The 21,240-nt window shown below is 59.2% G+C and carries 24 protein-coding genes; 10 read left to right on the forward strand and 14 right to left on the reverse strand.

Annotated elements, in window-relative coordinates; genetic code table 11:
* Positions 1 to 273 precede the first annotated feature (273 nt).
* The 11 genes from BUS06_RS38610 to BUS06_RS29760 form a co-directional block, all read right to left on the reverse strand.
* Entirely contained in the window at positions 274 to 387 is a 114-nt protein-coding gene (locus BUS06_RS38610; RefSeq protein WP_083611671.1) for a helix-turn-helix domain-containing protein, read from the reverse strand.
* 678 nt (positions 388 to 1,065) lie between these two features.
* On the reverse strand, positions 1,066 to 1,467 hold the full coding sequence (locus BUS06_RS29710) for a GFA family protein (RefSeq protein WP_074267926.1): 402 nt from the start codon (positions 1,465 to 1,467) through the stop codon (positions 1,066 to 1,068).
* Between the two features lie 285 nt (positions 1,468 to 1,752).
* The gene (locus tag BUS06_RS29715; RefSeq protein WP_074267927.1) at positions 1,753 to 2,565 is read right to left on the reverse strand and encodes a hypothetical protein; all 813 of its coding nucleotides are present in this window, start codon (positions 2,563 to 2,565) and stop codon (positions 1,753 to 1,755) included.
* Positions 2,566 to 3,215: 650 nt separating this feature from the next.
* Entirely contained in the window at positions 3,216 to 3,650 is a 435-nt protein-coding gene (gene arsN2, locus BUS06_RS29725) for an arsenic resistance N-acetyltransferase ArsN2 (RefSeq protein WP_074267929.1), read from the reverse strand.
* Positions 3,651 to 3,660: 10 nt separating this feature from the next.
* Entirely contained in the window at positions 3,661 to 4,926 is a 1,266-nt protein-coding gene (locus tag BUS06_RS29730; protein ID WP_074267930.1) for an MFS transporter, read from the reverse strand.
* Positions 4,895 to 5,659 carry an arsenical resistance protein ArsH gene (gene arsH / locus BUS06_RS29735; RefSeq protein WP_074267931.1) on the reverse strand — a complete coding sequence of 255 codons (765 nt, stop codon included), beginning with the start codon at positions 5,657 to 5,659 and terminating at the stop codon, positions 4,895 to 4,897. The genes BUS06_RS29730 and arsH overlap by 32 nt, the downstream gene beginning before the upstream one ends.
* Positions 5,659 to 6,081, reverse strand: a complete 423-nt coding sequence (gene arsC, locus BUS06_RS29740) for an arsenate reductase (glutaredoxin) (protein ID WP_074267932.1) — start codon at positions 6,079 to 6,081, stop codon at positions 5,659 to 5,661. Before arsC ends, arsH begins: the two co-directional genes overlap by 1 nt.
* On the reverse strand, positions 6,078 to 7,163 hold the full coding sequence (gene arsB / locus BUS06_RS29745) for an ACR3 family arsenite efflux transporter (RefSeq protein ID WP_074267933.1): 1,086 nt from the start codon (positions 7,161 to 7,163) through the stop codon (positions 6,078 to 6,080). The genes arsC and arsB overlap by 4 nt, the downstream gene beginning before the upstream one ends.
* A complete protein-coding gene (locus BUS06_RS29750) occupies positions 7,150 to 7,671 on the reverse strand; it encodes an arsenate reductase ArsC (protein WP_074267934.1) in 522 nt (173 codons plus the stop codon). The genes arsB and BUS06_RS29750 overlap by 14 nt, the downstream gene beginning before the upstream one ends.
* A 27-nt stretch (positions 7,672 to 7,698) precedes the next feature.
* Positions 7,699 to 8,139 carry an ArsI/CadI family heavy metal resistance metalloenzyme gene (locus BUS06_RS29755; protein WP_074267935.1) on the reverse strand — a complete coding sequence of 147 codons (441 nt, stop codon included), beginning with the start codon at positions 8,137 to 8,139 and terminating at the stop codon, positions 7,699 to 7,701.
* Entirely contained in the window at positions 8,136 to 8,468 is a 333-nt protein-coding gene (locus BUS06_RS29760; protein WP_074267936.1) for an ArsR/SmtB family transcription factor, read from the reverse strand. Before BUS06_RS29760 ends, BUS06_RS29755 begins: the two co-directional genes overlap by 4 nt.
* A 186-nt stretch (positions 8,469 to 8,654) precedes the next feature.
* Here BUS06_RS29760 and BUS06_RS29765 point away from each other — a divergent pair, with 186 nt between their 5' ends.
* The 5 genes from BUS06_RS29765 to BUS06_RS29785 all read left to right on the forward strand — a co-directional run bounded on the left by BUS06_RS29765 (position 8,655) and on the right by BUS06_RS29785 (position 13,075).
* The gene (locus BUS06_RS29765; RefSeq protein WP_174567551.1) at positions 8,655 to 9,200 is read left to right on the forward strand and encodes an arsinothricin resistance N-acetyltransferase ArsN1 family B; all 546 of its coding nucleotides are present in this window, start codon (positions 8,655 to 8,657) and stop codon (positions 9,198 to 9,200) included.
* Positions 9,201 to 9,510: 310 nt separating this feature from the next.
* Positions 9,511 to 9,711 (forward strand): hypothetical protein, encoded by a 201-nt coding sequence (locus tag BUS06_RS37970; RefSeq protein WP_074267938.1) that lies wholly within the window; start codon positions 9,511 to 9,513, stop codon positions 9,709 to 9,711.
* 67 nt (positions 9,712 to 9,778) lie between these two features.
* Positions 9,779 to 10,852, forward strand: a complete 1,074-nt coding sequence (locus BUS06_RS29775) for an energy transducer TonB (RefSeq protein WP_167379447.1) — start codon at positions 9,779 to 9,781, stop codon at positions 10,850 to 10,852.
* 280 nt (positions 10,853 to 11,132) lie between these two features.
* Positions 11,133 to 11,960, forward strand: a complete 828-nt coding sequence (locus tag BUS06_RS29780; protein ID WP_074267940.1) for a class I SAM-dependent methyltransferase — start codon at positions 11,133 to 11,135, stop codon at positions 11,958 to 11,960.
* Positions 11,961 to 12,583: 623 nt separating this feature from the next.
* On the forward strand, positions 12,584 to 13,075 hold the full coding sequence (locus tag BUS06_RS29785) for a GNAT family N-acetyltransferase (protein WP_074267941.1): 492 nt from the start codon (positions 12,584 to 12,586) through the stop codon (positions 13,073 to 13,075).
* A gap of 115 nt (positions 13,076 to 13,190) precedes the next feature.
* On the opposite strand, the gene BUS06_RS29790 is transcribed toward BUS06_RS29785, so the two are convergent.
* A complete protein-coding gene (locus BUS06_RS29790) occupies positions 13,191 to 14,183 on the reverse strand; it encodes an alpha/beta hydrolase family protein (RefSeq protein WP_254368994.1) in 993 nt (330 codons plus the stop codon).
* Between the two features lie 172 nt (positions 14,184 to 14,355).
* A complete protein-coding gene (locus BUS06_RS29795; protein ID WP_074267942.1) occupies positions 14,356 to 15,177 on the reverse strand; it encodes an SDR family NAD(P)-dependent oxidoreductase in 822 nt (273 codons plus the stop codon).
* 191 nt (positions 15,178 to 15,368) lie between these two features.
* Between BUS06_RS29795 and BUS06_RS29800 the strand changes: the two genes are divergently transcribed.
* From BUS06_RS29800 to BUS06_RS29820, 5 genes are all read left to right on the forward strand, one after another.
* Positions 15,369 to 16,316, forward strand: a complete 948-nt coding sequence (locus tag BUS06_RS29800; protein WP_074267943.1) for a GlxA family transcriptional regulator — start codon at positions 15,369 to 15,371, stop codon at positions 16,314 to 16,316.
* Between the two features lie 193 nt (positions 16,317 to 16,509).
* Entirely contained in the window at positions 16,510 to 17,577 is a 1,068-nt protein-coding gene (locus tag BUS06_RS29805) for a fatty acid desaturase family protein (RefSeq protein WP_074267944.1), read from the forward strand.
* 61 nt (positions 17,578 to 17,638) lie between these two features.
* Positions 17,639 to 18,004: a non-heme iron oxygenase ferredoxin subunit gene (locus BUS06_RS29810; RefSeq protein WP_074267945.1), complete on the forward strand. Its 366-nt coding sequence runs from the start codon at positions 17,639 to 17,641 to the stop codon at positions 18,002 to 18,004.
* Positions 18,001 to 19,251 carry an NAD(P)/FAD-dependent oxidoreductase gene (locus BUS06_RS29815; protein ID WP_074267946.1) on the forward strand — a complete coding sequence of 417 codons (1,251 nt, stop codon included), beginning with the start codon at positions 18,001 to 18,003 and terminating at the stop codon, positions 19,249 to 19,251. Before BUS06_RS29810 ends, BUS06_RS29815 begins: the two co-directional genes overlap by 4 nt.
* A complete protein-coding gene (locus BUS06_RS29820; RefSeq protein ID WP_217272840.1) occupies positions 19,251 to 20,171 on the forward strand; it encodes a sugar phosphate isomerase/epimerase family protein in 921 nt (306 codons plus the stop codon). The genes BUS06_RS29815 and BUS06_RS29820 overlap by 1 nt, the downstream gene beginning before the upstream one ends.
* Here the strand turns inward: BUS06_RS29820 and BUS06_RS29825 are convergent.
* Positions 20,137 to 21,144, reverse strand: coding sequence for a LacI family DNA-binding transcriptional regulator (locus tag BUS06_RS29825; protein WP_254368995.1), 1,008 nt, complete (start codon positions 21,142 to 21,144; stop codon positions 20,137 to 20,139). The two genes, BUS06_RS29820 and BUS06_RS29825, sit on opposite strands and share 35 nt — an antisense overlap.
* Between the last annotated feature and the right edge of the window lie 96 nt (positions 21,145 to 21,240).

Raw genomic sequence — 21,240 nt, forward strand, 5'->3', positions numbered from 1 at the left:
GGGTTTGCGCGACGCAAGCGATTGTGACGAGGCAAAGCGATAGGGCAGCACCCCGCGCAATTTTGGAAGCCGAATTAGTACGGCTCACAGGCTCACGCTGGCGGCACCCGCGGATGAACTGTTTTGAGGACATGATGCTCTCCGTTGAATGACACGGAGACATTTGCAAGCGCTATGCCATGTTACTCAAGCCCTGAAGGGGAGGGCCCTGCGGACAACCCAGCGACGCAAGTGTCGAGAGGCCCGACACCTCGCGTCGGATTGCTTGACACTTCATTCGATCCCGAGTGCCGAGAGCTTGGCATAGGGCGTTTGGCGGCTAATGTCCAACTGGCGAGCAGCATCGGCGCGGTTGTTGTCCGCTGCGGCCAACGCGTGGGAAATCATCGTCTTCGCGAAAACACGCCGAAGCCGATAGGGCGGAGACGAACAACTACATGAAGAAGGGGGCACCTGATGAGATTCGAACCGATCGAACCGACTTTCGGACAAGCTTCCGCTGCTGATGTCAGCCGCGTTGTGACCGTGCGACGCGTCAAAAGCTGACGTTGATGGGCGCTGAGTGCAATGTCGGCGGAAGTATCTGCTTTATTCGATCCAGCGCACAGGGGCAGAGTTTATGGTTGAATCGATTATTCGGGCTTACACCCCCTGAATCGTTCATGGATGACATTTCTGTTTTCGGGCTGAGTGGTCACGCACTCGACTCACTGAAGCGCGATATGGAATTCGTGAAAGCCGTAGATATATTGCTGAGCATGGGGACGCGACTGGAGTTACAGGACAGTCGATTGACCCTCACCGTCGGCGAATCAGTAACCCGTTTGGAGCGATGGCAGAACGACGAAAGACCGCATCGACAGAACCTCGATACCCGGTCGGATGGCTGTTGTCGGCGAACGTGAAGGACCGCCCGGGGCGCGTGCTATCGATCGCCGACCTTTGAGTTTCGGGTGTCGCATGCCGATTGCATCGGGCAGTCATCGGCCAACAAGAGACGGTCGGTGCGAGCGGCCGAATCGTCGACAATGCAACTCGGGTAGCTAATGCGACTGCTGTCGCTGGCTAATCCATGTGCTCGATGTCCGGGGGCATTTCAACCCAGGAGTGCATGCGTTCTTCGTACACGGAGAAGGTCGGGGCAGGAAACGTCGGGTCTGCGAATGCCCCGACGGTGATGATGATGCTGTCTTCGCGTTCCTCATTGGTGTAATACACCGTGGAACCGCATGTGGGGCAGAAATGGAACGTGCTCTTGCTTCCGCCGTCACCAACCCGAACGAACGTGTTTGAGGTACCGGTAATGGTCACCGACTCTGCGGGAAATCGAGCCTGTGCAGCGAACACGCTACCGGTTCTGCGTTGGCAATCGAGGCAATGGCAAACGGAAACGCCGACCGGGGCACCCGATGTCGTGGCTGTGAGTTGGCCACAAGCGCAACTGGCAGTTCGGTTCGTTTCGAGCATCCTATTCGCGCTCCCTCAACTCGGTGATGTACACATCTGGTGTCAACGCTTCGGCGTAATCCGGTATAAAAACCTTGGTCTCAGTCGTGTGTGGGCACCTACTGAGAAGCGCGTTATCTTACCTCTTCAAAAAATCGATTTTGCGTTACGAATGCCCGCTTCCCGAAAAGCCTAGAACTCGTCGTGGGGCACGTTATGCCAGTCACATGAGACGCTCTTCGGCCAGGAAGGGACGGTCGCCAGCGCAATCGGCGGGCCGTTTGTGCGGCGGCTTCGGCTCCGACATCAGCCATTCGCGATTGGCGGGTAACCCCACGGGATAGGTTGCAGATTTTTGATGGGAGGCAGTTGCGTGCGCCAAAACGACTGACCTTTTTCTTCGTCAAGCTGGTGGCACAACGCATAAACCACTACGTCAGCAAGTTGCAACAGTGGATCCTCAGCGGTAGTACTGATTCGTGGCGAAAACTGAAACACTGAACCTGGCGCGGCTCCGATGTCGGAAAAGCCCTGCAGCAGGTTGTGCGCCTGCCTACTGCCATTGCCAAAGAGTTTTGCTTGTGTCTTATCCGCTGAGGCAACGATTTCCACAGCATTGAATCTCGACAACTTGCGATCAGCCCAGGGAACAATCATGGACGTTTGCGAGAGTAGGCTAATAAGCCCTTTGGGGTCGTGGTGGACCGCAAGGTCTATTGGATTCGCCCGTTGTTGATCAGATAGCGTTAGCGTATCGCCCAGTTTTGCGGAGAACTCGCTAAGACGTGCGTGAGCGAACTTCACGTGCATGCCGTAGTTATTCAGCAACAGCAAACAGCGAAGCACGGTGTTCTGCGCGTCTTCCCGCGTGAGATGCCCTAGCCCAGCCTTCTCCCGTTGATGAAATCCAAAGAGTACGCGGCAATGAAGCGGCGTGCTATGCGGTATCTTGAAGCCGTCCTTTATGCGATCTAGCTCCCGGGTGACTACCCCGATACGCGAGCGCCGCAGGCCGATCAGCACGTATCCGCAAATGTCGTTGAACTGGCAGTCGTCGCCGAAGGCTACATACGTCGAATCGGATGCATTACCCACTTGAATGGTTTTCGTGTCCGTCATGCGATGGGCACCGTCCGAGGTTGATTACTTACGCCCGTCAGAGCCATCCAAGTTCCCTCATTGCTTGGTCGATCACGGTTTCCCATTGTGGCGGGCAGGGTTTTCGCCGCTCGCCTGTACGCCGGGAATTCACCGGCAGTCCGTTCACTACCTTTCGATGAGCAATCCAGCACGACTGCATGACGCGCCCGTGCGACGCGCGCACGTGTGCCTGTAGTGCTTTGTAGGTGGTTCTCATTGTGATCTCCGCTGGGTGTGTAATCGTAGTCACCCCAACGGGCGGACGGCAAGCACGAAAATGTTGATCTTGGTCGATCGATACGCCGATCTTTGCACGGGCATCTGTCGCCGCGAGACAAGTATGCGTACCGTTATCTCAACCGCCGCCCCAGCCGCATCCGACTTACCGGCCGACTCACCAGTGAGTTTCCTTGAGCGACGTGCACCACCGACAACATCGACGGCCCTACGGCCGCTGTACCTCTAGCAAACGGGCATCCGTTTCCCGGCACGTGGAAGTCTGTTCAGGGTCGCTTTGGTGCGCTCGCCGTCGGCCCGGTTTCGGCCAACAAGAGCCGTTGACGATTTTGATCGGGCGGCAGAAATCAGCTTGATACCGGTCGTTCGATCACCGCCGACGGATGTTTCTGTTAGAGCCTCTTTCGCATGCACATGGCGGTTGACGGGCACAGAGTCGCGAACTGCCTGCACAACCGCACGTCGCCGGGCACGTCATCGCGGCTTACCCGCTCATAGCCAGCTCGTTCAAAAAAGCGCTCAGCAGTCGTAGTCAGCAGCCAGACTTCCTGTTGGCCGAGTGAGCGTGCGTTGTCTTCGAGCAGTTCGACCAGCCTCCTTGCGACGCCTGTCCCGCGCCATTCTTGCTTGAGGGCGAGCGATCGTAATAGCACACTCGAACCAATCTGCTCAAGGCCACCGCTACCGACAATCGTTCCGCTTGCGTCTTCGGCAACGAGGAATCCTTCGATGAGTGCCGTCGAGAGATCTTCAACAGGCAGATCATTCGCGTTTAACAAGTTTTGGATCGTGCCGAGGTCGGCTTCGTTGGCGTTTCTTATCTGCATGGCAGTATGCTCACTCGAGACTGACCTGATGTTTGCCAAAATTTTTGCCGGAGGCGAAGCGTATGGCGAGAATGAACGCAGCAGCCGAAATCAGCGACACCAACAGAACGGTCCATTCGACAGGCACATAATTGCTGCCGACCGTCCAGATCGCCGCGGCTGAAATCGGTGCGATCCCCTTGGCAATGTTCGAGGGCATCGATAGCAGTCCGCTCACGGCTCCATAGCCTTCCGTCCACATCACGTCCTGCACAATCGTCCCGCGCAGGATCGTCATCATGCCGTTTGCGCCACCGTAGACGACCGCGAACAGGATCAGCAACGCAGGCGACGTGCCTGCGCACATAAGAACAACAACCGATGCGGGAAACGCTGTTGTAATTACGACGCCGACAATCGACGGACGAACATTGCGGCCGACCGTGAACCACAGCACGCGCGCAAGCACCTGAGCCGGACCGATCACCGCCATGGTCATCAGGATCATGGCTGGCGACACTCGCCGCTCCGCCATAAGCGGGACCAGGTGGAAGGTCAGCGCCGCAAATGTCGCATAGTAGGCCGTGAAACAGACCGCAAGCGCCCAGAATGTCGGCGTCCGTAAAGCGCGCCCGGTTGCCGCTGCGTTGATCGCCTTCAGCGCGGCCTTGTAGTCCCGATCGTCTTCGCGAGACGCATCGCGACCGATTGCGAAAACATGTATGGGTAGACAGATTGCCAGATTGAATCCGGCAAGCGCGAGAAGCGCGTCTCGCCACTGGAGAAGGTCGACCAGAACCTGTGTCAGAGGGATAAAGACGGTACTGGCGAAGCCGGCCACCAACGTGACCAATGTAATCTTTGTGCGAAAGCTGCCTGGGAAGTCCCGTGTTATCACCGCGAAAACAGGATCGTAAAGCGTCGCGGCCATCGCGACGCCGAGGCCGATCCAGACGACGAACAGTGTCACGAGGTTATGTGCCTGCGACCACAGGGCCAGCATTGCTGCGGCCAACACGGTCCCACATACCATGACACTCCGGCCATGGCCGTGGTCGATCCACTTCCCGACCGGATAAGCCGCCAACCCTGAAATCAGCAGGCCGACCGAGAGCGCTGCGTTCGTCGCCGTCCGGCTCCATCCCATCGCTCCTTCCATGGGCACGACAAAGAGTGAAAACGCGTAATAGATCGATCCCCAGGAAACGAGTTGCGCAACTGCGAGCGCCCACGTTGCGATAGTGTCGCGACCACTGTTGCGTCCGTCACTCCGTTTCGCTGTCGTCGGTGTCTGCATTGGCGGTCACCGCTTCCTGGTTCATGGCGGCGGCCGCCAGTGTCGTTGCAAGCTCCGGGTGCGCTTCCTTCCGTTCACTGTAGCGATTGGTCAGGTAGTCCGAGCGGTCACGCACCAGCAGCGTGAACTTGTATAACTCTTCCATCACATCGACGACGCGATCGTAATACGCCGAGGGCTTCATACGACCGTTTGCGTCGAACTCCTGCCAGGCTTTTGCTACCGAAGACTGATTCGGGATCGTCACCATACGCATCCACCGGCCGAGAATGCGCAGCGCGTTCACAGCGTTGAACGATTGCGATCCGCCGCACACCTGCATTACCGCGAGCGTGCGGCCTTGCGTAGGGCGAACGCCACCGCTTTCCAGCGGTAGCCAGTCGATCTGGTTCTTGAATACTGCCGTCAGGGTTCCGTGACGTTCAGGACTGCACCAGACATGCCCTTCCGACCACTCCGAGAGTTTCCGTAGTTCGACCACCTTCGGATGGTCGGCCGGCACGCTGTCAACAAGCGGCAGGCCGTGCGGATCGAAGACACGCGTTTCCGCGCCGAAATGGCGCAGGATGCGCTCGGCTTCGAGCGTGAGAAATCGGCTGTACGACGTAGGACGCAACGAACCGTAGAGCAACAGGATTCGGGGCGCGTGCTGCGAAACTGCACGCGGTTCGAGCTTCTTCAGGTCAGGCGTGTCGAGATGCGGGGCACTGACGTTAGGCGTGTCCTGCTTCATTAGAGAAGTCTCCTCCCTTCGCTATCGACAACCTGCTCCCCGTCCTCTTTCGTGAACGAGCCCTTCTGCCCGGCAGGCAGGATGTCGAGCACGACTTCGGACGGCCGGCACAGGCGGACGCCAAGCGGTGTCACGACTAGCGGGCGGTTAATCAGGATCGGATGGTCCATCATGGCATCAAGCAACTGCGCATCGGTCAGGGACGTATCGCTCAGACCAAGCTCGGCGTAGGGCGTGCCCTTCTCACGTAACGCGGCACGTACCGCCAGGCCAGCTCGAGTAATCAGTTCCTTCAATGTCTCCCGATCAGGCGGAGTCCTCAGATACTCGACAATTTGCGGCTCGATCCCCGCATTGCGGATCATTGCCAGCGTGTTGCGCGACGTACCGCAGTCGGGGTTGTGATAAATCGTGACGCTCATATCTGCTGCCCTTCTGTGCTGTGTTTCGTTTCGTACCAGTGCTGCGAACGGTTGACAATGCCGACGACGAAGAGCATCACCGGCACTTCAATCAGCACGCCAACCACTGTGGCCAGGGCTGCACCGGAATGGAACCCGAACAGACTGATTGCCGTTGCAACCGCCAGTTCAAAGAAATTGCTGGCACCGATCAAACTCGACGGCCCAGCGACGCAGTGCGCAACGCCGAGCCTGCGATTCAACAGGTAAGCGAGGCCGGAATTGAAGAACACCTGTATCAGGATCGGCACCGCGAGCATGGCGATAACGAGCGGCTCCTTGACGATTGCCTGTCCCTGAAAAGCAAACAGCAGGACGAGTGTCGCGAGCAGCGCGCTGATCGAGTACGGGCCGAGATGTGCAACCGCCTGCCGGAAATGCGCTTCTCCTCTTGCCAGCAGGTGCCGGCGCAGCAATTGGGCAAGGATGACGGGAATGACGATGTATAACCCAACCGAAATGATCAACGTATCCCACGGCACCGTAATCGCGGACAGGCCGAGCAGGAGCGCTACAAGGGGCGCGAATGCCACGATCATGATGGAGTCATTCAGCGCCACCTGAGAGAGCGTGAAATACGGATCGCCTTTGCAGAGTTGTGACCACACGAACACCATGGCCGTACAGGGGGCCGCGGCCAGCAGGATCAGGCCGGCAATATAGCTGTCGAGCTGGTCGGCGGGAAGCCATGACGCAAACACATGACGGATGAAGATCCAGCCCAGCAATGCCATCGAGAAGGGCTTGACGAGCCAGTTCACGAACAGCGTAACGCCGATGCCGCGCCACTGGCTCCTGACCTGGGTCATCGCGCCGAAATCGATCTTGATCAGCATCGGAATGATCATCACCCAGATCAGCACACCGACCGGAAGATTGACGTGCGCCACTTCCATCCGGCCGATCGCCTGGAAGAGCTGGGGCAGGAGCTGCCCGACCAGGATGCCCCCCACGATGCAGAGGGCAACCCAGACCGTCAGATAACGCTCGAAAAATCCGATCGCCGGCCGTGCCGCGCCGATCGCTGTATCAGTGCTGCTCATTTGGTTCCTCTGCGGGTTTGTCACCGATCGCGCGCATTTCGCGCTGAATCGCATTACGGTCCAGCACATGCAGAGGCAGATTCACGAACTGGCTCACGCGGTTCATGATCTGCCGATAGACCTTGCTGAATACCTTGCGTTTCTCGTCGTCGCTACCCTCGAAAGCCGCCGGGTCCTCGAAACCCCAATGTGCTGTCATCGGGTGGCCAGGCCAGATTGGACAGACTTCACCCGCAGCCTGGTCGCAGACCGTGATGACGAAATCCATGTGCGGAGCGTCAGGCGTCGCAAACTCGTCCCAGCTCTTGCTGCGCAGCCCTGCTGTGTCGTAACCAAGCGCTTCACAGCGCTCAATGGCGAACGGGTTCACCGTCCCGGATGGATGACTGCCGGCGCTATACGCCTGGAATTTGCCCTTCCCAAGTACGTTGAAAAGCGCTTCGGCCATGATGCTGCGCGCACTGTTGCCCGTGCAGAGAATGAGAATCGAGTAAGGTTTGTCGCTCACAGGCGGCTCCGGAAAGTCACGATCGGTTCAATTGCCCGGCGTGCAGCATGCTGCCGACGATTGCGGATGCGATTGTGTTTGCTCGCGCGAGTGACCGTAGACCGGCGCGGCTTCGAGTGTTCGAAACGTTTCCCAGGCGACGCCCTGCGGATCAATGGTCCACGCCTTGTCCGACCTGGCATAGCAGCAGGTCGTGCCGGTTTGCGCCGCAACTGGCAGTTGCGCCGTCGCGAATCGCGCATTCATCTCTGCCAACTCCGCGTCGGTTTCGACCTGAATCCCGACGTGGTCAATACCCGGTTTTGCACCACGCTGCGAAATCGCGAAATTCACCGCGGGGTCCTTCAGCTCCCATTTGCAGTAATCGGTCTTTAGAACGGTGGGCTCGGCGTTGCCGAACATCGCGCTGTAGAACCGAATACTGTCGCTTAGATTTTCGACAGCGACATGGATATGTATACGCTTCATGGTGTGTCTCCGCAGCAGTTGGGGAAATCGCTCGCGGCACAGGTTGCTCCCGCGCAGCAGTTCTCCGTCAGGAAACTGATCAGGCCAGTCATGGCATCGAAATTCGCCGTGTAGATAATGAAACGCCCATGCTGTCGCGGCTTCACCAGGTCTGCATGTGACAGATCCTTCAGATGAAACGACAGGCTTGAAGGGGAAAGCTCCAACTGCTGTGCAATTTCACCGGCGGCCATACCGTTTGGACCGGCCACAACCAGGGCACGGAAGATCGCGAGGCGCGATTCATGGGCGAGCGCGCTAAGGGCGCGTACAACGAGGTTTGAGTCCATGCCCGGAACAATAGGTCATTCATTTTAACATTTCAAGTATTATTGAATTGACGGGTGGGGCGCTACGGGGCGACATCGTGCCGCCTCCGTTGCGCGGAGGTTCGGCAGGACAGGACACGGAATGTACGTCCGATAATTGGCGCTACAGAATCAGTTCCTTTCTACCCATCAAACATGGGGGCTTTCATGCGACTGCGCATCGCGACGCCTGACGATGCTGAGGCCATCTCAGCGATTTACGCCCCAGTAGTCACAGGCACCGCCATCTCTTTCGAACTTGAACCACCGACAGCGGACGAGATGCGTCGACGATTGATCGCGACGTTGCGACGGTTCCCGTGGCTAGTCAGTCTCGATGATGCGGATCTGGTGAATGGTTACGCCTATGCCGGCGCACATCGTGAGAGGCAAGCCTACCAATGGTCGGTCGATACGACAGTCTATGTCCGCGCTGCCAGTCGAGGGCAAGGTGTTGGTCGCGGACTGTACGAAGCCTTGCTGGCGGAGCTAACGGAGCTCGGCTACGCGCAGGCGTTCGCGGGCATCGCGCTACCCAACGCCGCGAGTATCGCGCTGCACGAAGCAGTTGGATTCAAGCATATCGGGGTCTATGAAAAGGTCGGATTCAAGCTCGGTGCATGGCGAGACGTCGGTTGGTGGCAAAAGACGCTGCGTTCTTACGCAAGTGAACCTGTCACGCCGAGAGCTTTTAACGCATCCGGTAATTTCTGAAAACTTCGATTGAGTACCAAGGTGATATCAACCCGGCCAGGCATGGGACGGGCGCGTAATTCTATGCTGTCGGAATCCGATACGAGTCCCGTCGAACACACGCTTTGAGCGTCTGCTTTGCGACCGGCATGAGACACTGATTGAGCAACGGCGACAGGCAGTTGTGGGTCGAGTACGGAAGTTCGCCGTCGGCTGGCTTCAGCCATAGCGGTCGATCGACAACGATTGGCATTTCGCCGACAATCTTCGCGAAAACACGCCGAAGCGGATAGGGCGGAGACGAACAACTACATAAAGGAGGGGGCGCCTGATGAGATTCGAACCGATTGAACCGACTTTCGGACAAGCTTCCGCTGCTGATGTCACCCGCATTGTGACCGTGCGACGCGTCAAAAAGCTGACCTTGATGGGCGCTGAGTGCAATGTCGGGGGGAAGTATCTGCTTTATTCGATCCAGCGCACAGGGGCAGAGTTTATGGTTGAATCGATTATTCGGGCTTACACCCCCTGAAGTGTTCATCGATGACATTTCTGTTTTCGGGCTGAGTGGTCACGCACTCGACTCACTGAAGCGCGATATGGAATTCGTGAAAGCCGTAGATATATTGCTGAGCATGGGGACGCGACTGGAGTTACAGGACAGTCGATTGACCCTCACCGTCGGCAATGCACACGTCGAAAAGTCGCAGTCCCAGCTGTCTTCCAACGTTGGCATAGCGGCGACACGAATTGAGGCGTTGGGCGCACAGTCCCTGAATGACAGCGATGCTCCCGCCCACCTGCTTCGCCCGTATCAGGTTTATTCATTTGCAGCGGCTGTGTTGTTCGGTCTTTGTTTTGGCCTGATTCCACCGTCGCTTGCACCCGTGTATATGGCCATATGGGGGATGATCCTCGGCGGGCTATTGGCAACTGTTGTGGCGGGTTTTCTGCTGCCTTGGCATCTGCGTCAGTCCCTGGTCGCAGGGGCCATTGTTTCCAAGGCAGTTATCTCGACCGTGACGGCGTCATTTTTTCTGGCGTCGAGCGTGGTGATGATCGCGAATACCTATCTGGGAGAAAGGCTCCGAGCACCCGAGGATGTGCATATTGAGGGTACCGTCGGCGTTACGCATGGACGACACACGAGCTGCTGGCTGTACCCTGAGCATCCCATGCTGGATCTGGTACCAGGTCTATCGCTGGGAAGGTTACCGTTGAGATGTGGCGAGGTGCATTATCGCGCCGTTCCGGAACCTCACCTCTACGACGTCGAGGTCAATCCCGGCCTGCTGAACGTACCTTTCGTTCAGTCAGTGCGTGAACTGGACGACAAGCCGCCGATGCCAGCTGCGCCGGCTTACCCGGTTCCGTTCAACGCCTCGGCCCTCCACCCTGAACCGGCATCGATGCCGTACATCGCGAAGCTCGCTCGACGCATCAACCCGCAGATCGTATGGCATGGGGCGGGGAGCGGCTGGCGGACTACGGTTGCCGTCCATTGCGCCTCAGACGGCAAACTTCTGTCGGCAACTATCATTCGATCCAGCGGCAATCCCTCATGGGATACGGCGGTGCTTGAGGCGGTCAGGAATTCTGATCCATTGCCCTTGGACGCTAGCGGGAAAGCGCGGGAACACTTCAATCTTACGATTCAATCTAAGAATCAGTAACCCGATTGGAGCGATGGCAGAACGACGAAAGACCGCATCGACAGAACCTCGATACCCGGTCGGATGACTGTTGTCGGCCAATGTGAAGGACCGCTCCTGGGCGCGTGCTACTGATCGCGGGCCGGTGCGTTTCGGGTGTCGCATGCCTATTGCATCGGGCAGTCATCGGCTAACAGTGGACGGTCGACATCGTGGGCTGCTTCGTTGACAACTCGTCACGAGAGGGACGATCCAGAGTCCAGGCGTAGAACCAGGAATTGAACAATCGGGCAATGCAAGAATGACATCTCAAACAGAAATCTATTTAAAAGATTTTCATCGGCGCCGGGCAGGAGCAACGCGTCGAGCCTATGGCAACCACCCTGCGCGATCCGCGCATGCGGAATACCCGTCTTCCTATCATGCGCTGGCGAAGCGGGTGCCAAATGATGGGATGCCGCGCACAGTACTCGATCTGGCATGCGGCGACGGACCACTGCTGCAAATTCTGAATGACAGGGGCAACTCAGCAACGAAGTTGATTGGCATCGACATGAGCGACGGCGAGTTGAGCGCTGCCCGGACAGTGCTGCCGCAGGATGTTCGCTTGATCAATGAGCGCGCACAAGACTTGTCGCTTGATACCGGCTCGATCGATTACGTTCTGTCGCACATGGCTTTGATGTTGATGGACGACATAGAGCAAGTGATCCGTGAAATTCGTCGGGTATTGCGTGAAGGCGGTAGTCTTTCGGCTGTCGTCGGGCGGGCCTTTCTGACCGGGCCAGTTGGTGAAGTCTTTTTAAACATATTCAGACCGATTGCGAAGGCAAACCTGGCACACCTACCACTCGGTGATGCACGCACACGCAGCGAATCCGGTTGGAGCGAACTACTCCAGCATGGCTTCGCTAATGTCGTCTTCGAAGACATCGAAGTTGACTGGACGCCTACGCCAGAGCAGTTATGGTCGGACATGCTGGACACCTATGATGCGGACAGGATGTCGGAAACAGCGCGGGCACAGTTCAAGAGCGAACTATTGTCGGCGTTTGCGCCCATGCAACGCGAAGACGGAACGTTAAAGACGGGATGGGGCCTGCGTCTTATCCAGGCTAGTGCTGCCTAACGCCCGGCCAACAACAGCCACTCGATACCATCGCATTGATCGCTAACAAGCGCCCCGATTCTCGCGGGGGAACGCCAAACACGATGTCAAAACTAACCGATATTTTTCTGAACTGCCGATATCTCTATCTCAAAGGCATCGGTCAAATGGACGATGGGACATTGCGGCTTGTTCTGTTGGAGGCAACCGAAGGCAGTGCCGTCGACGCGGCAAAGACCCTATAAGCATTTGGCTGCGTATTGCCTGAATCACGTTGTGGACGTTGCATCGCCGTCCGAACCGGAAATTACCGTAGAGATCGCAACGAGTTAAAAAGTGAAAGGAAATCGGATTGATAAGGGAGGCGTTCGTCGAGAGGGGCTTCCCCATAGAGCGTTGGCCCGTGCGCGAAGAATGCGGTCGGCCAATGAGTCATCTCGCGCAATTTCCCGCGCAGTTGCGCGACGAATATTTACCGTCTCCACTGATACAAGCTGATGAAGTCCTGTTTGTTTTTCTCCGGGGTGGTTGCTTGATGCCGTTGAGCCTGCCTCACTCTCCGGATGGCGTTTGCCGATATGCGTCCCAGCCAAAGCAGGCGACGCGCGTCACGGCCTCGTAACCTTTCTTCGAATAGAACGCCTATGATTATCCGGCCTGCAGAGACAGCGGACCTTGATTCACTTCTCAGCCTTCGCAACTATTACATTTCCAATTCGTATGCGACCTTTGACGAGGAGTTGATGCAGAAGGAAGCGGTGAGCGCGTGGATAGGCTCATTCAGCAACTCAGGCCCGCATCGGCTATTCGTAGCTACCGAATCGGGGCGATTGCTTGGGTTCGCAGGAAGTCAGCAATATCGTAATCACCCAGCCTTCCAAAAAACGGTCGAAACGAGCATCTACGTTGACCCCGAAGCGGGAGGTCGTGGCGTGGGGTCGGCGTTGTATGAAAAGCTCTTCAAAGAAATCTCGGGAGAGGACCTGCATTGCGCTGTCGTTGGCATCGCCCTACCAAACGAAGCCTCAGTACGCCTGCATCGGAAAGCCGGGTTTACCGAAGTCGGGACGTTTGCCGAGTACGCTATCAAGAACGGTCGCTACGTGAGTTCGGTCTGGATGCAGCGCGCGCTCTGATGCGCTTCTCGCGGTCGCTTCACCTGGTACGCATCGCTGATATGCGCGGACGATATCGGCGACGCGAAATGTGGGTGCCGAACAAACCTGCCACTCCAACGAACCAGAACGCATATCACTGCCCAAGCGTCCGCTCAAAAAACGCCACTACATCGCGATTCATTTCGCTGTGAAACGCCGCACGATCAAAGCCCGATCGGGACGTGCAGATCTCCGGAATTTCGCGCGCGGCCGATGCGCTACACGCAGGCAAAAAATCGTAGTGGTCAGCATTCTCCACAAGGTGAAAATCCGGCGCGGTGGGCAGCGCGGCACGCACGATGTCCGCGTAGTCGGGAGCGGGCTCCACGTGGTCGAACCGTGCGCTCCACAGCTGAACGGGGACGTGAACATCGACGAGTCCTCCCCGATCAAAGACGAAGCCGACAGCCGGAGCCGCGACGACGACTGCACGAACGCGCGTGTCGTGCACCCAGACCGATGCTGGCAGCGTCGCGAAACGATCCATTAGTCCAGGCGTGCCACGCACGACGGCACAGGTGTCGGTGTCCGGGTGCTCAACGCAGTATGGTCCAATCAGACCGAGGTCCGGCACGCCGCCGGCAGCGACGAGCGCGGTCAAGCCGCCGGCGGAAAAGCCGAACACGCCGATCCGGCTTGCATCGATCGACGCATGTGGTGGCCAACTGGCGACCATGTAATCCGTAAGCCGCTTGAGTTGCTCGGGACGAACCCAGAGCTGCGCGGGACGGCTGTGATCGTCGAAACTGTCGCCGCGGTGTGTCACAGCCGCGACGACGAATCCGGCCCGTACGAGCGCAAGCGCCGTGTCGTAATGACCCCCGTACCACCCGCCAGAGCCATGCGATATGAGAATCAACGGCAGGTCCCGCCCAGCGATGGGCGCATTCAACGCGACTGTTTGGGTCGCCCCGCCGATCCGATGCGGCGACGCCTGCGCATCGGTCGGATACCAGACGCCGGCGTCTAGCGGCTTTTCGTCGCCATCGGGAATCTCGATCGCCTGAAAACCGACATCGGCAGCGCACGCAGTTTGCAGCGTGGTTAGAAGGAACGCCACAAGAAGCAGGGTCGTGACGGGGCGCACGGTAGAGCTCCATGGAGGAGTGGGAGCTTAAAGTGCCCCAGGACGCAGAGGATTGTCAACCCGACGCGCCCCGGTGGCTGTTGCCCCGACGAAGCGCTTTGGTGACGACGACGAATCATCGAACACAGCCCGCCCCATCTTCGATAACCACGCGCCCACGCCGTCGTCCGTTTTAGGCCTTGTTAGTCGTCACGACGTAGCGCGGTGCTGCCTTGGCGTTGGCGAACTTCGGCGTCAGCGCACGGCGATCCGCTTCCCAGCGCGTCCAGTCGTTTCCATCCTGCAGTGTCGGGATCGTCACGAGTTCGCCCTGATCCAGGCCGGCCAGCGCCGCGTCGACCAGGTCTTCAGCCGTCATTGTGCTGGCAGCCTCTTTCTGACTGGAATAGCCAGCCACGTCCCAGAACTCGGTGGCGGTCGCTGCCGGCAGCACCGTCTGGATGCGCACGCCCTTATCAGCGAGGTCGCGCTGCAGCGCGTGACCGAAGCTCAGGACGTAGGACTTCGAGGCGCTGTAGACGCCGTTCAGCAGTTCCACGGCGATGCCCACTGCCGAGCTGATGTTGATGATCGTGCCGGACGCCTTGCTGACGAACCCTGGCGCCACGGCATAGGTCAGGCGCGTCAGCGCGGTGATGTTCAGGTCGATCATCGCCTCCATCTCGTCGACGTCTCCCTTGAGAATCGACGCAACCGAGCCGACGCCAGCGTTGTTCACCAGCATCGTGATGCTCTTGTCGTCGCGCAGCACGTTCTCGATCTTCGAAATCCCGGCCTTGTCGTTGAGGTCAGCGGCGATGGTGTTCACCGAGCGTCCAGTTTCCGCCTGCAGGCGGGAGGCCAGCGCGTTCAGGCGATCGGCGTTGCGGGCCACCAGGATGAGGTCGTAGCCGCGCCTGGCCAGGCGGTCGGCGTACACGGCGCCGATGCCGGCGGATGCACCCGTGATCAGCGCGGTGCCTTTCGGAGAGGTGTTAGAGGTAGAAGAGGTCATGGTCGTTTCTCTTTCGGAATGTTTGCCCGACGGGATGTCAGGGGTTGGAGGCCATTCTGACTGTGACATCACGCATCCTCAATGACATAGATGCAATGATTTACGCCATGACGTTCTGGCCTTCATCTCTCGCACAAATGTCTGCTTTATGATATATGCAATGTATTGTGACAACTGCGTGCGAGGCGATCATGCACACTGTCGGACTCGTCGTTTATCCCAACTTCCAGGCGCTAGGGCTTGCCGTTGCCAGCGTCTTCGAATACGCGAATCTCCTGCGCGGAGAGAGGGGGTATCAATTCCGCCTCGTATCTGAAGAGGGCGGCCCCGTGATGACGTCGCAGAGCTTTTCCGTCAATACGGATCGGCTTCGGGACTCGACATACGACACGCTCATTGTTGCCGGTGACAATGAGTGCCGTCTCCCGCCCGCCAGCCTGCTGGACTACATCCACAACGCGCCGAGCCAGAGCCGGCGCGTCGCAGCGATCTGCACCGGGACGTTTGTACTGGCCGCGGCCGGGTTGCTCGAAGGGAAGCACGCCACGACGCACTGGTTTCATGCTCAGGACTTCAAAAAGCAATACCCCGACGTGCTGCTCGATGAAGACCGGATCTTCGTGGTGGACGGACAAATCTGGACGTCGGCGGGCATGAGCGCCGGAGTCGACCTTGCGCTCGCGATCGTCGAAAAAGATTTCGGGTTGAAGACGGCCCGCATGGTCGCGCGCAAGCTCGTGTTGCATCAGCGGCGCGGTGGCGGGCAGTCACAGTTCTCAGCGCTGCTGGAGCTGGATGCAAAGTCCGACCGCGTGCAGATGGCGCTTACCTATGCAACGGAGAATCTTGGCCGCGACCTGTCGGTCGAGGCCCTGGCTGAAGTCGCGCGGCTGAGTCCACGTCAATTCAGCCGGGTGTTTCGTGATGAAACCGGCCAGTCGCCCGCCAAGGCCGTCGAGCGTCTGCGCGTGGAGGCGGCACGGCTGATGATGGAGACGACACGGCACCCGATTGAAATCATTGCCCGCGAGACTGGATTCGGCGACCGGGAACGCATGCGGCAGGCGTTTCTCCGCGCATTTGGCCAGCCGCCCCAAGCCATCCAGCGAACCTCGGCGGGAGCAGCGCTGGCGCTGTAAAGCCTGACAATGCTTCGAACGCGGATTGCAGTCCGCCAGCCCCGATCCGCAGGCAAAGCATTGAGGGAAATCCATCAAATTTCGTCGTGCCGACCGGCCGTCGATCAAGTACTGTTTGTTCCAACCCAGCGGCGTTCACCGCTGGGTCATAACCGCAGCGGCCCTCCGGCCAGCAGGCAGACAGGAGACAAGCATGTCATCGACGCCCCCGCCCGGCACGTCCAAACCCGGCCTGACCGACGAGACGTTCGACGATCGCATCAGCGAGCAGTGGTATCAGCCGCGCATTCCGCGCGCCGTCCTCAAAGATCTGATGAAACGCAGCGACGCAGCAGGTCTACGTAATTTTGGACTGTGGCTCGTGCTGCTGATTGTCTCGGGGGTGGTCGCCGGCTTGACCTGGGGCACCTGGTGGGCGGTGCCGGCGTTCTTCGTGTACGGCACGATCTATTCATCGAGCGACGCCCGCTGGCATGAACTCGCGCACGGCACGCCGTTCAAGACGCGCTGGCTCAATGATGCGTTCTATCACCTGTCGTCGTTCATGACGATCCGCGAAGCCTACTGGTGGCGCTGGAGTCATGCACGGCACCACACGCATACGTATTTCGTCGAGCGCGACCCGGAAATTCAGGTGACGCGTCCGACCAAGGTGCTGCCGATAGTGCTCGACTTCCTGGCGTTGATCGGCGGCGTCGCTGAAATTCGCAAGACCGTTCGCCATGCGTTTGGGCGCGTCGACGCCGTCACTGAAGCGTTTCTGCCTGCCAGCGAAAAACCCAAGATGATCTGGTCGTCACGGATCTATCTTGCGGTGATCGTGGCGACGATCGTGCTAGCAATTGCATTGCGCAGCTTCCTGCCGCTGATGTTCATCTGGACCCCGCGTTTCTACGGCGGCTGGCTGCATCAACTGCTCGCCCTCACGCAGCACGCCGGGCTTGGCGTCAACGTCAAGGATCATCGGCTCAACACCCGCACGGTGTATATCAATCCGGTGTTCCGCTTCCTGTATCTGAACATGAACTATCACCTCGAGCACCATCTGTTGCCGATGGTGCCTTTTCATGCACTGCCGCGCCTGCACGACGTGATCAAGGAGCAGTTGCCACCGGCCTATCCGAGCCTCTATGCGACTTATCGCGAGATGGTGCCGGCATTGTGGAAGCAACGGCGCGATCCGGCCCATGTCATCAAGCGCACGTTGCCCGATCAGGGTTCCGGCGCACAGTCGAATTTCACTGCTCAACCGAGTGCATAAAACCCGTTCAGATTTCGGTAGCAGTCCGTATTCAATCTAGTTCTGGCATCCCGGAGGCATCGTGGCAGTCGATACCGGCAACACGAAGTGGGTCGTTGCGTGCGCAACCGACGACATCGATGAAGAGGACGTGCTGCGCTTCGATCACGAAGGCGCGAGCTACGCGGTATATCGGCTGGCGAAGGGCTTTCATGCATCGGACGGCTGGTGCACGCACGAGCAGGCTCATCTGGCCGACGGCTTCGTCGTAAATGGCGAGATCGAATGTCCGTTGCATCAGGGACGTTTCGACATCGTCAGCGGTAAGCCCCTGAGCCCGCCGGTCTGCGTGAAGCTGCAGACTTATCCGGTCCGCGTCGATGGGCATAACGTGCTGATTGGCCTGCCTGCCACAGCCGCCACAGATGTCGCAAAGGACGCCACATGAAAACCGCTGAGCGTGGCGCGATGGTTATCGTCGGCGCGGGCCAGTGCGGCGCGCGTACCGCGCAGGCGCTGCGCGCTAACGGCTGGGAAGGCGACATCACGCTGCTCGGCAACGAGGGGCTCGCGCCCTACGACCGCCCGCCTTTGTCGAAGGGCGTGTTGCTGGGACAAAAGACGGTGGCGCAGTGCGCGCTTTACGACGATGCGTTCTATCGCGACAACCGAATCGATTTGCGGGTCGACGCGCAGGTCACCGCCATCGACCGTGTAGAACGGCGTGTCGTGCTGGGCGAGGGCCGCTCGGTGTCGTACCGGCGGCTGCTGATCGCCACCGGTGCACAGCCGCGCCGCTTGCCGGTGCCGGGGGCGGCGCTCGCCGGCGTGCATGTGCTGAGATCCGTGCCCGATGCGTTGTCGATCGTCGGCGAACTTGCGCCAGGGCAGAGGATTGCCGTGGTCGGCGCAGGTTTCATCGGTCTGGAGGTCGCGGCGACAGCCATTGCGCGAGGCTGTGAAGTGGTGGTGATCGAAGCGGCCTCGCGTGCGTTGATGCGGGCCGTGCCGGAAGTCGTCGCTGGCTTTCTGGTTGAAAGGCATCGGCAGATGGGCGTCGAGGTGCGCTTCGCGGTTCAAGTAGATCAGGTTCTGGGTAGCACGCGCGTGTCGGGACTCAAACTGTCCGACGGCACTACGGTGGAATGCGATGCGGTCGTCGTCGGGATTGGTGTAACGCCCCGCACCGCCTTGGCAGAGGCGGCGGGCATCGATGTCGCGGATGGCATCGCTGTCGACGACACATTGCGGACCAACGATCCTTATATTTTCGCGGCCGGCGACGTATGTTCGTTCCCACACCGGTTGTTTCGCCGACGCATCCGGCTGGAATGCTGGAAGAACGCCGAAGACCATGCGCGAGTCGTGGCGCGCAACATGCTCGAATACGGTGAGACTTATTCGGCCGTGCCGTGGTTCTGGTCGGATCAGTACGACATGACAATCCAGATTGCCGGTATGCCTGCATTCGGTACGACCAGCGTGGTGCGCGAAACCGGTTCGGCATCCAAAGTATTTTTCGCTCTTGATGGAGATGGCATCCTGGTGGGCGCGAGCGGCGTTGGCAAGGTAAGTGAGATTTCCCGCGAAGTGCGCGTTGCACAGGAGTTGATCGCACGCCGTGCACGCGTCGAACCCGCCGTGCTCGCCGATCATTCGACGAAACTGAAGTCGCTGCTGACGGTGGAGGCGTGATGACACAACGCTTGCTGGTATTCCAGTCGATGTGGGCGATGGAACGGCGTCATACCGACGGCTTTGAACGCTCGCTCGAAGCAAATCTGCAGATGATCGCCGAGGCGGGATTCGACGGCATCAGCGCGGACTATACACACCGCGAGGATGTGCAGCGACTGGCCGCGTTGCGCAAGACGCACGGTCTCGACGCCGAAGGCCAGTGTTTTCCGCGCACCGTCGACGATCTGCAACCCGTGCTCGAAAACGCCGCTGAATTCGGTGTGCATCACATCGACCTGCAGCCGGATGTCCGTCCGCGCAGTCTCGGGGAAGCGCTGACGCTGCTCGACGGCTGGACGCGTCTTGCGGAACAGGTGGACTTTCCGGTGTACATCGAGACGCACCGCGATCGGATGACAACAGACCTGTTTTTCACACTGGATCTGCTCGACGCGCGACCGCACCTGAAACTGCTTGGCGACATTTCGCACTACCTCGTCGGACGCGAGTTCGCATGGCCGGTCTCCGACGAAAACCATGCGCTGATGCATCGCATTCTCGATAGTTCGTGGGCCTTTCACGGCCGCGTGGCGAGCCGCGAGCAGGTGCAGATCGAGCTGTCGTTCGGGCCGCACCGGATGTGGGTGGACCTGTTTCTCGACTGGTGGCGTTATGGCTTCGAATCATGGTGCGAGCGTGCCGGCGCCGACGACACCTTGTCGTTCACCTGTGAGCTCGGGCCAAAGCCCTATGCAATCATCGGCCGCGACGGCAACGATACGACTGACCGTTGGCAAGAATCATTGATGCTACGCGACTGGATCCGTGACGTTTGGCACGACGTGCAGCAGCAACGTGCTCACGGTATGCGCGCACACGAAAATGGAGCGGCACGAACCGCCCTCAATCTTCAGGCGGCAGATTCTCGCGCAAGATGACCGTGACCGGAATCTGCTGAAGCGGTGCAACCCCGGGCTCACGATGATAGTGGCGAAGAATAAGTTGGACCGCACGCGTGGCCTCGGCAACCGGATTCTGGTCGATCACCGCATCGAGCGTACCTTCCATTAAAAGACGGCGCGAAGCCTGATTGAGTTCGTGACCGATCAGGACCGTGGAGCGCGCGCGGTTGAGCGCATGCAGCGCGGCACTGATGCCCTCGTCACCGGCCGAAATGTTGTAGATGCCGTGCAGATCCGGATAGCGGGCGAACGTATCGCGTGTCAGGCGTTCGGTGCGCTCCGGCCGCTCGAAGCTTTCGACTGTTTCAACGATATCGCAGCGCGGAAACCAGCGCCGCAGTACTGAACGAAAGCCGTTTTCGCGCTCTTCGTGCGCCAGAAAGTCATGCATGCCTGTGATGACGAGAACCTGGCCGCCGGCATCGCCGAGAAATCGCCCCATCAGTTCGCCGGCGACCCGGCCCGCGCCGCGATTGTCGATGCCGACGTAAGCGAGGCGCCCGGTGCCGGGCAGGTCGCTGGCGAGCGTCACGACAGGAATGACCGGGCTCAGCTTGCGAACCGCCGCGCTAATGTCCGGATGCTCGTAGGCGACCATCACCAGGGCGTCTGCTTTTTGCGTCGCGCGGTGGATGGTGTCGACGATGCAGGCGGGGTCGAGACTATCGAAGTAGGTGACCGCGCAGATCGCGCGCTGCGCCTCGAAGGATTGCTGCGCGAGTTCGAAGCCGCGCTTCAGGCTGACGAAATAGGGCGCCGCGGGTTGCTGCATGAGGATGGCGATGCGCAGCCAGCGCGCCGGCACCGCGCCGAGCGCTCGGTCGAGTTTCAGCTTGCGCGCCCATTCCAGCACCCGCGCTTCCTTGTCGCGCGCCACGCCGCCGCGGCCGTTGAGGACGCGATCCACGGTGGCCTCGCTGACGCCGGCTGCCTTGGCGACATCCGCCATGCTGGTTTTGCGGTGCGGATTCGAGGGCATCGATACGGAGGACTCGCGCAGTTGGGGTCGGCGATGGGTTGCGTCGATGCATGATCGCATCAAGAC

Source organism: Paraburkholderia phenazinium, from assembly GCF_900141745.1.
GTDB lineage: Bacteria > Pseudomonadota > Gammaproteobacteria > Burkholderiales > Burkholderiaceae > Paraburkholderia > Paraburkholderia phenazinium_B.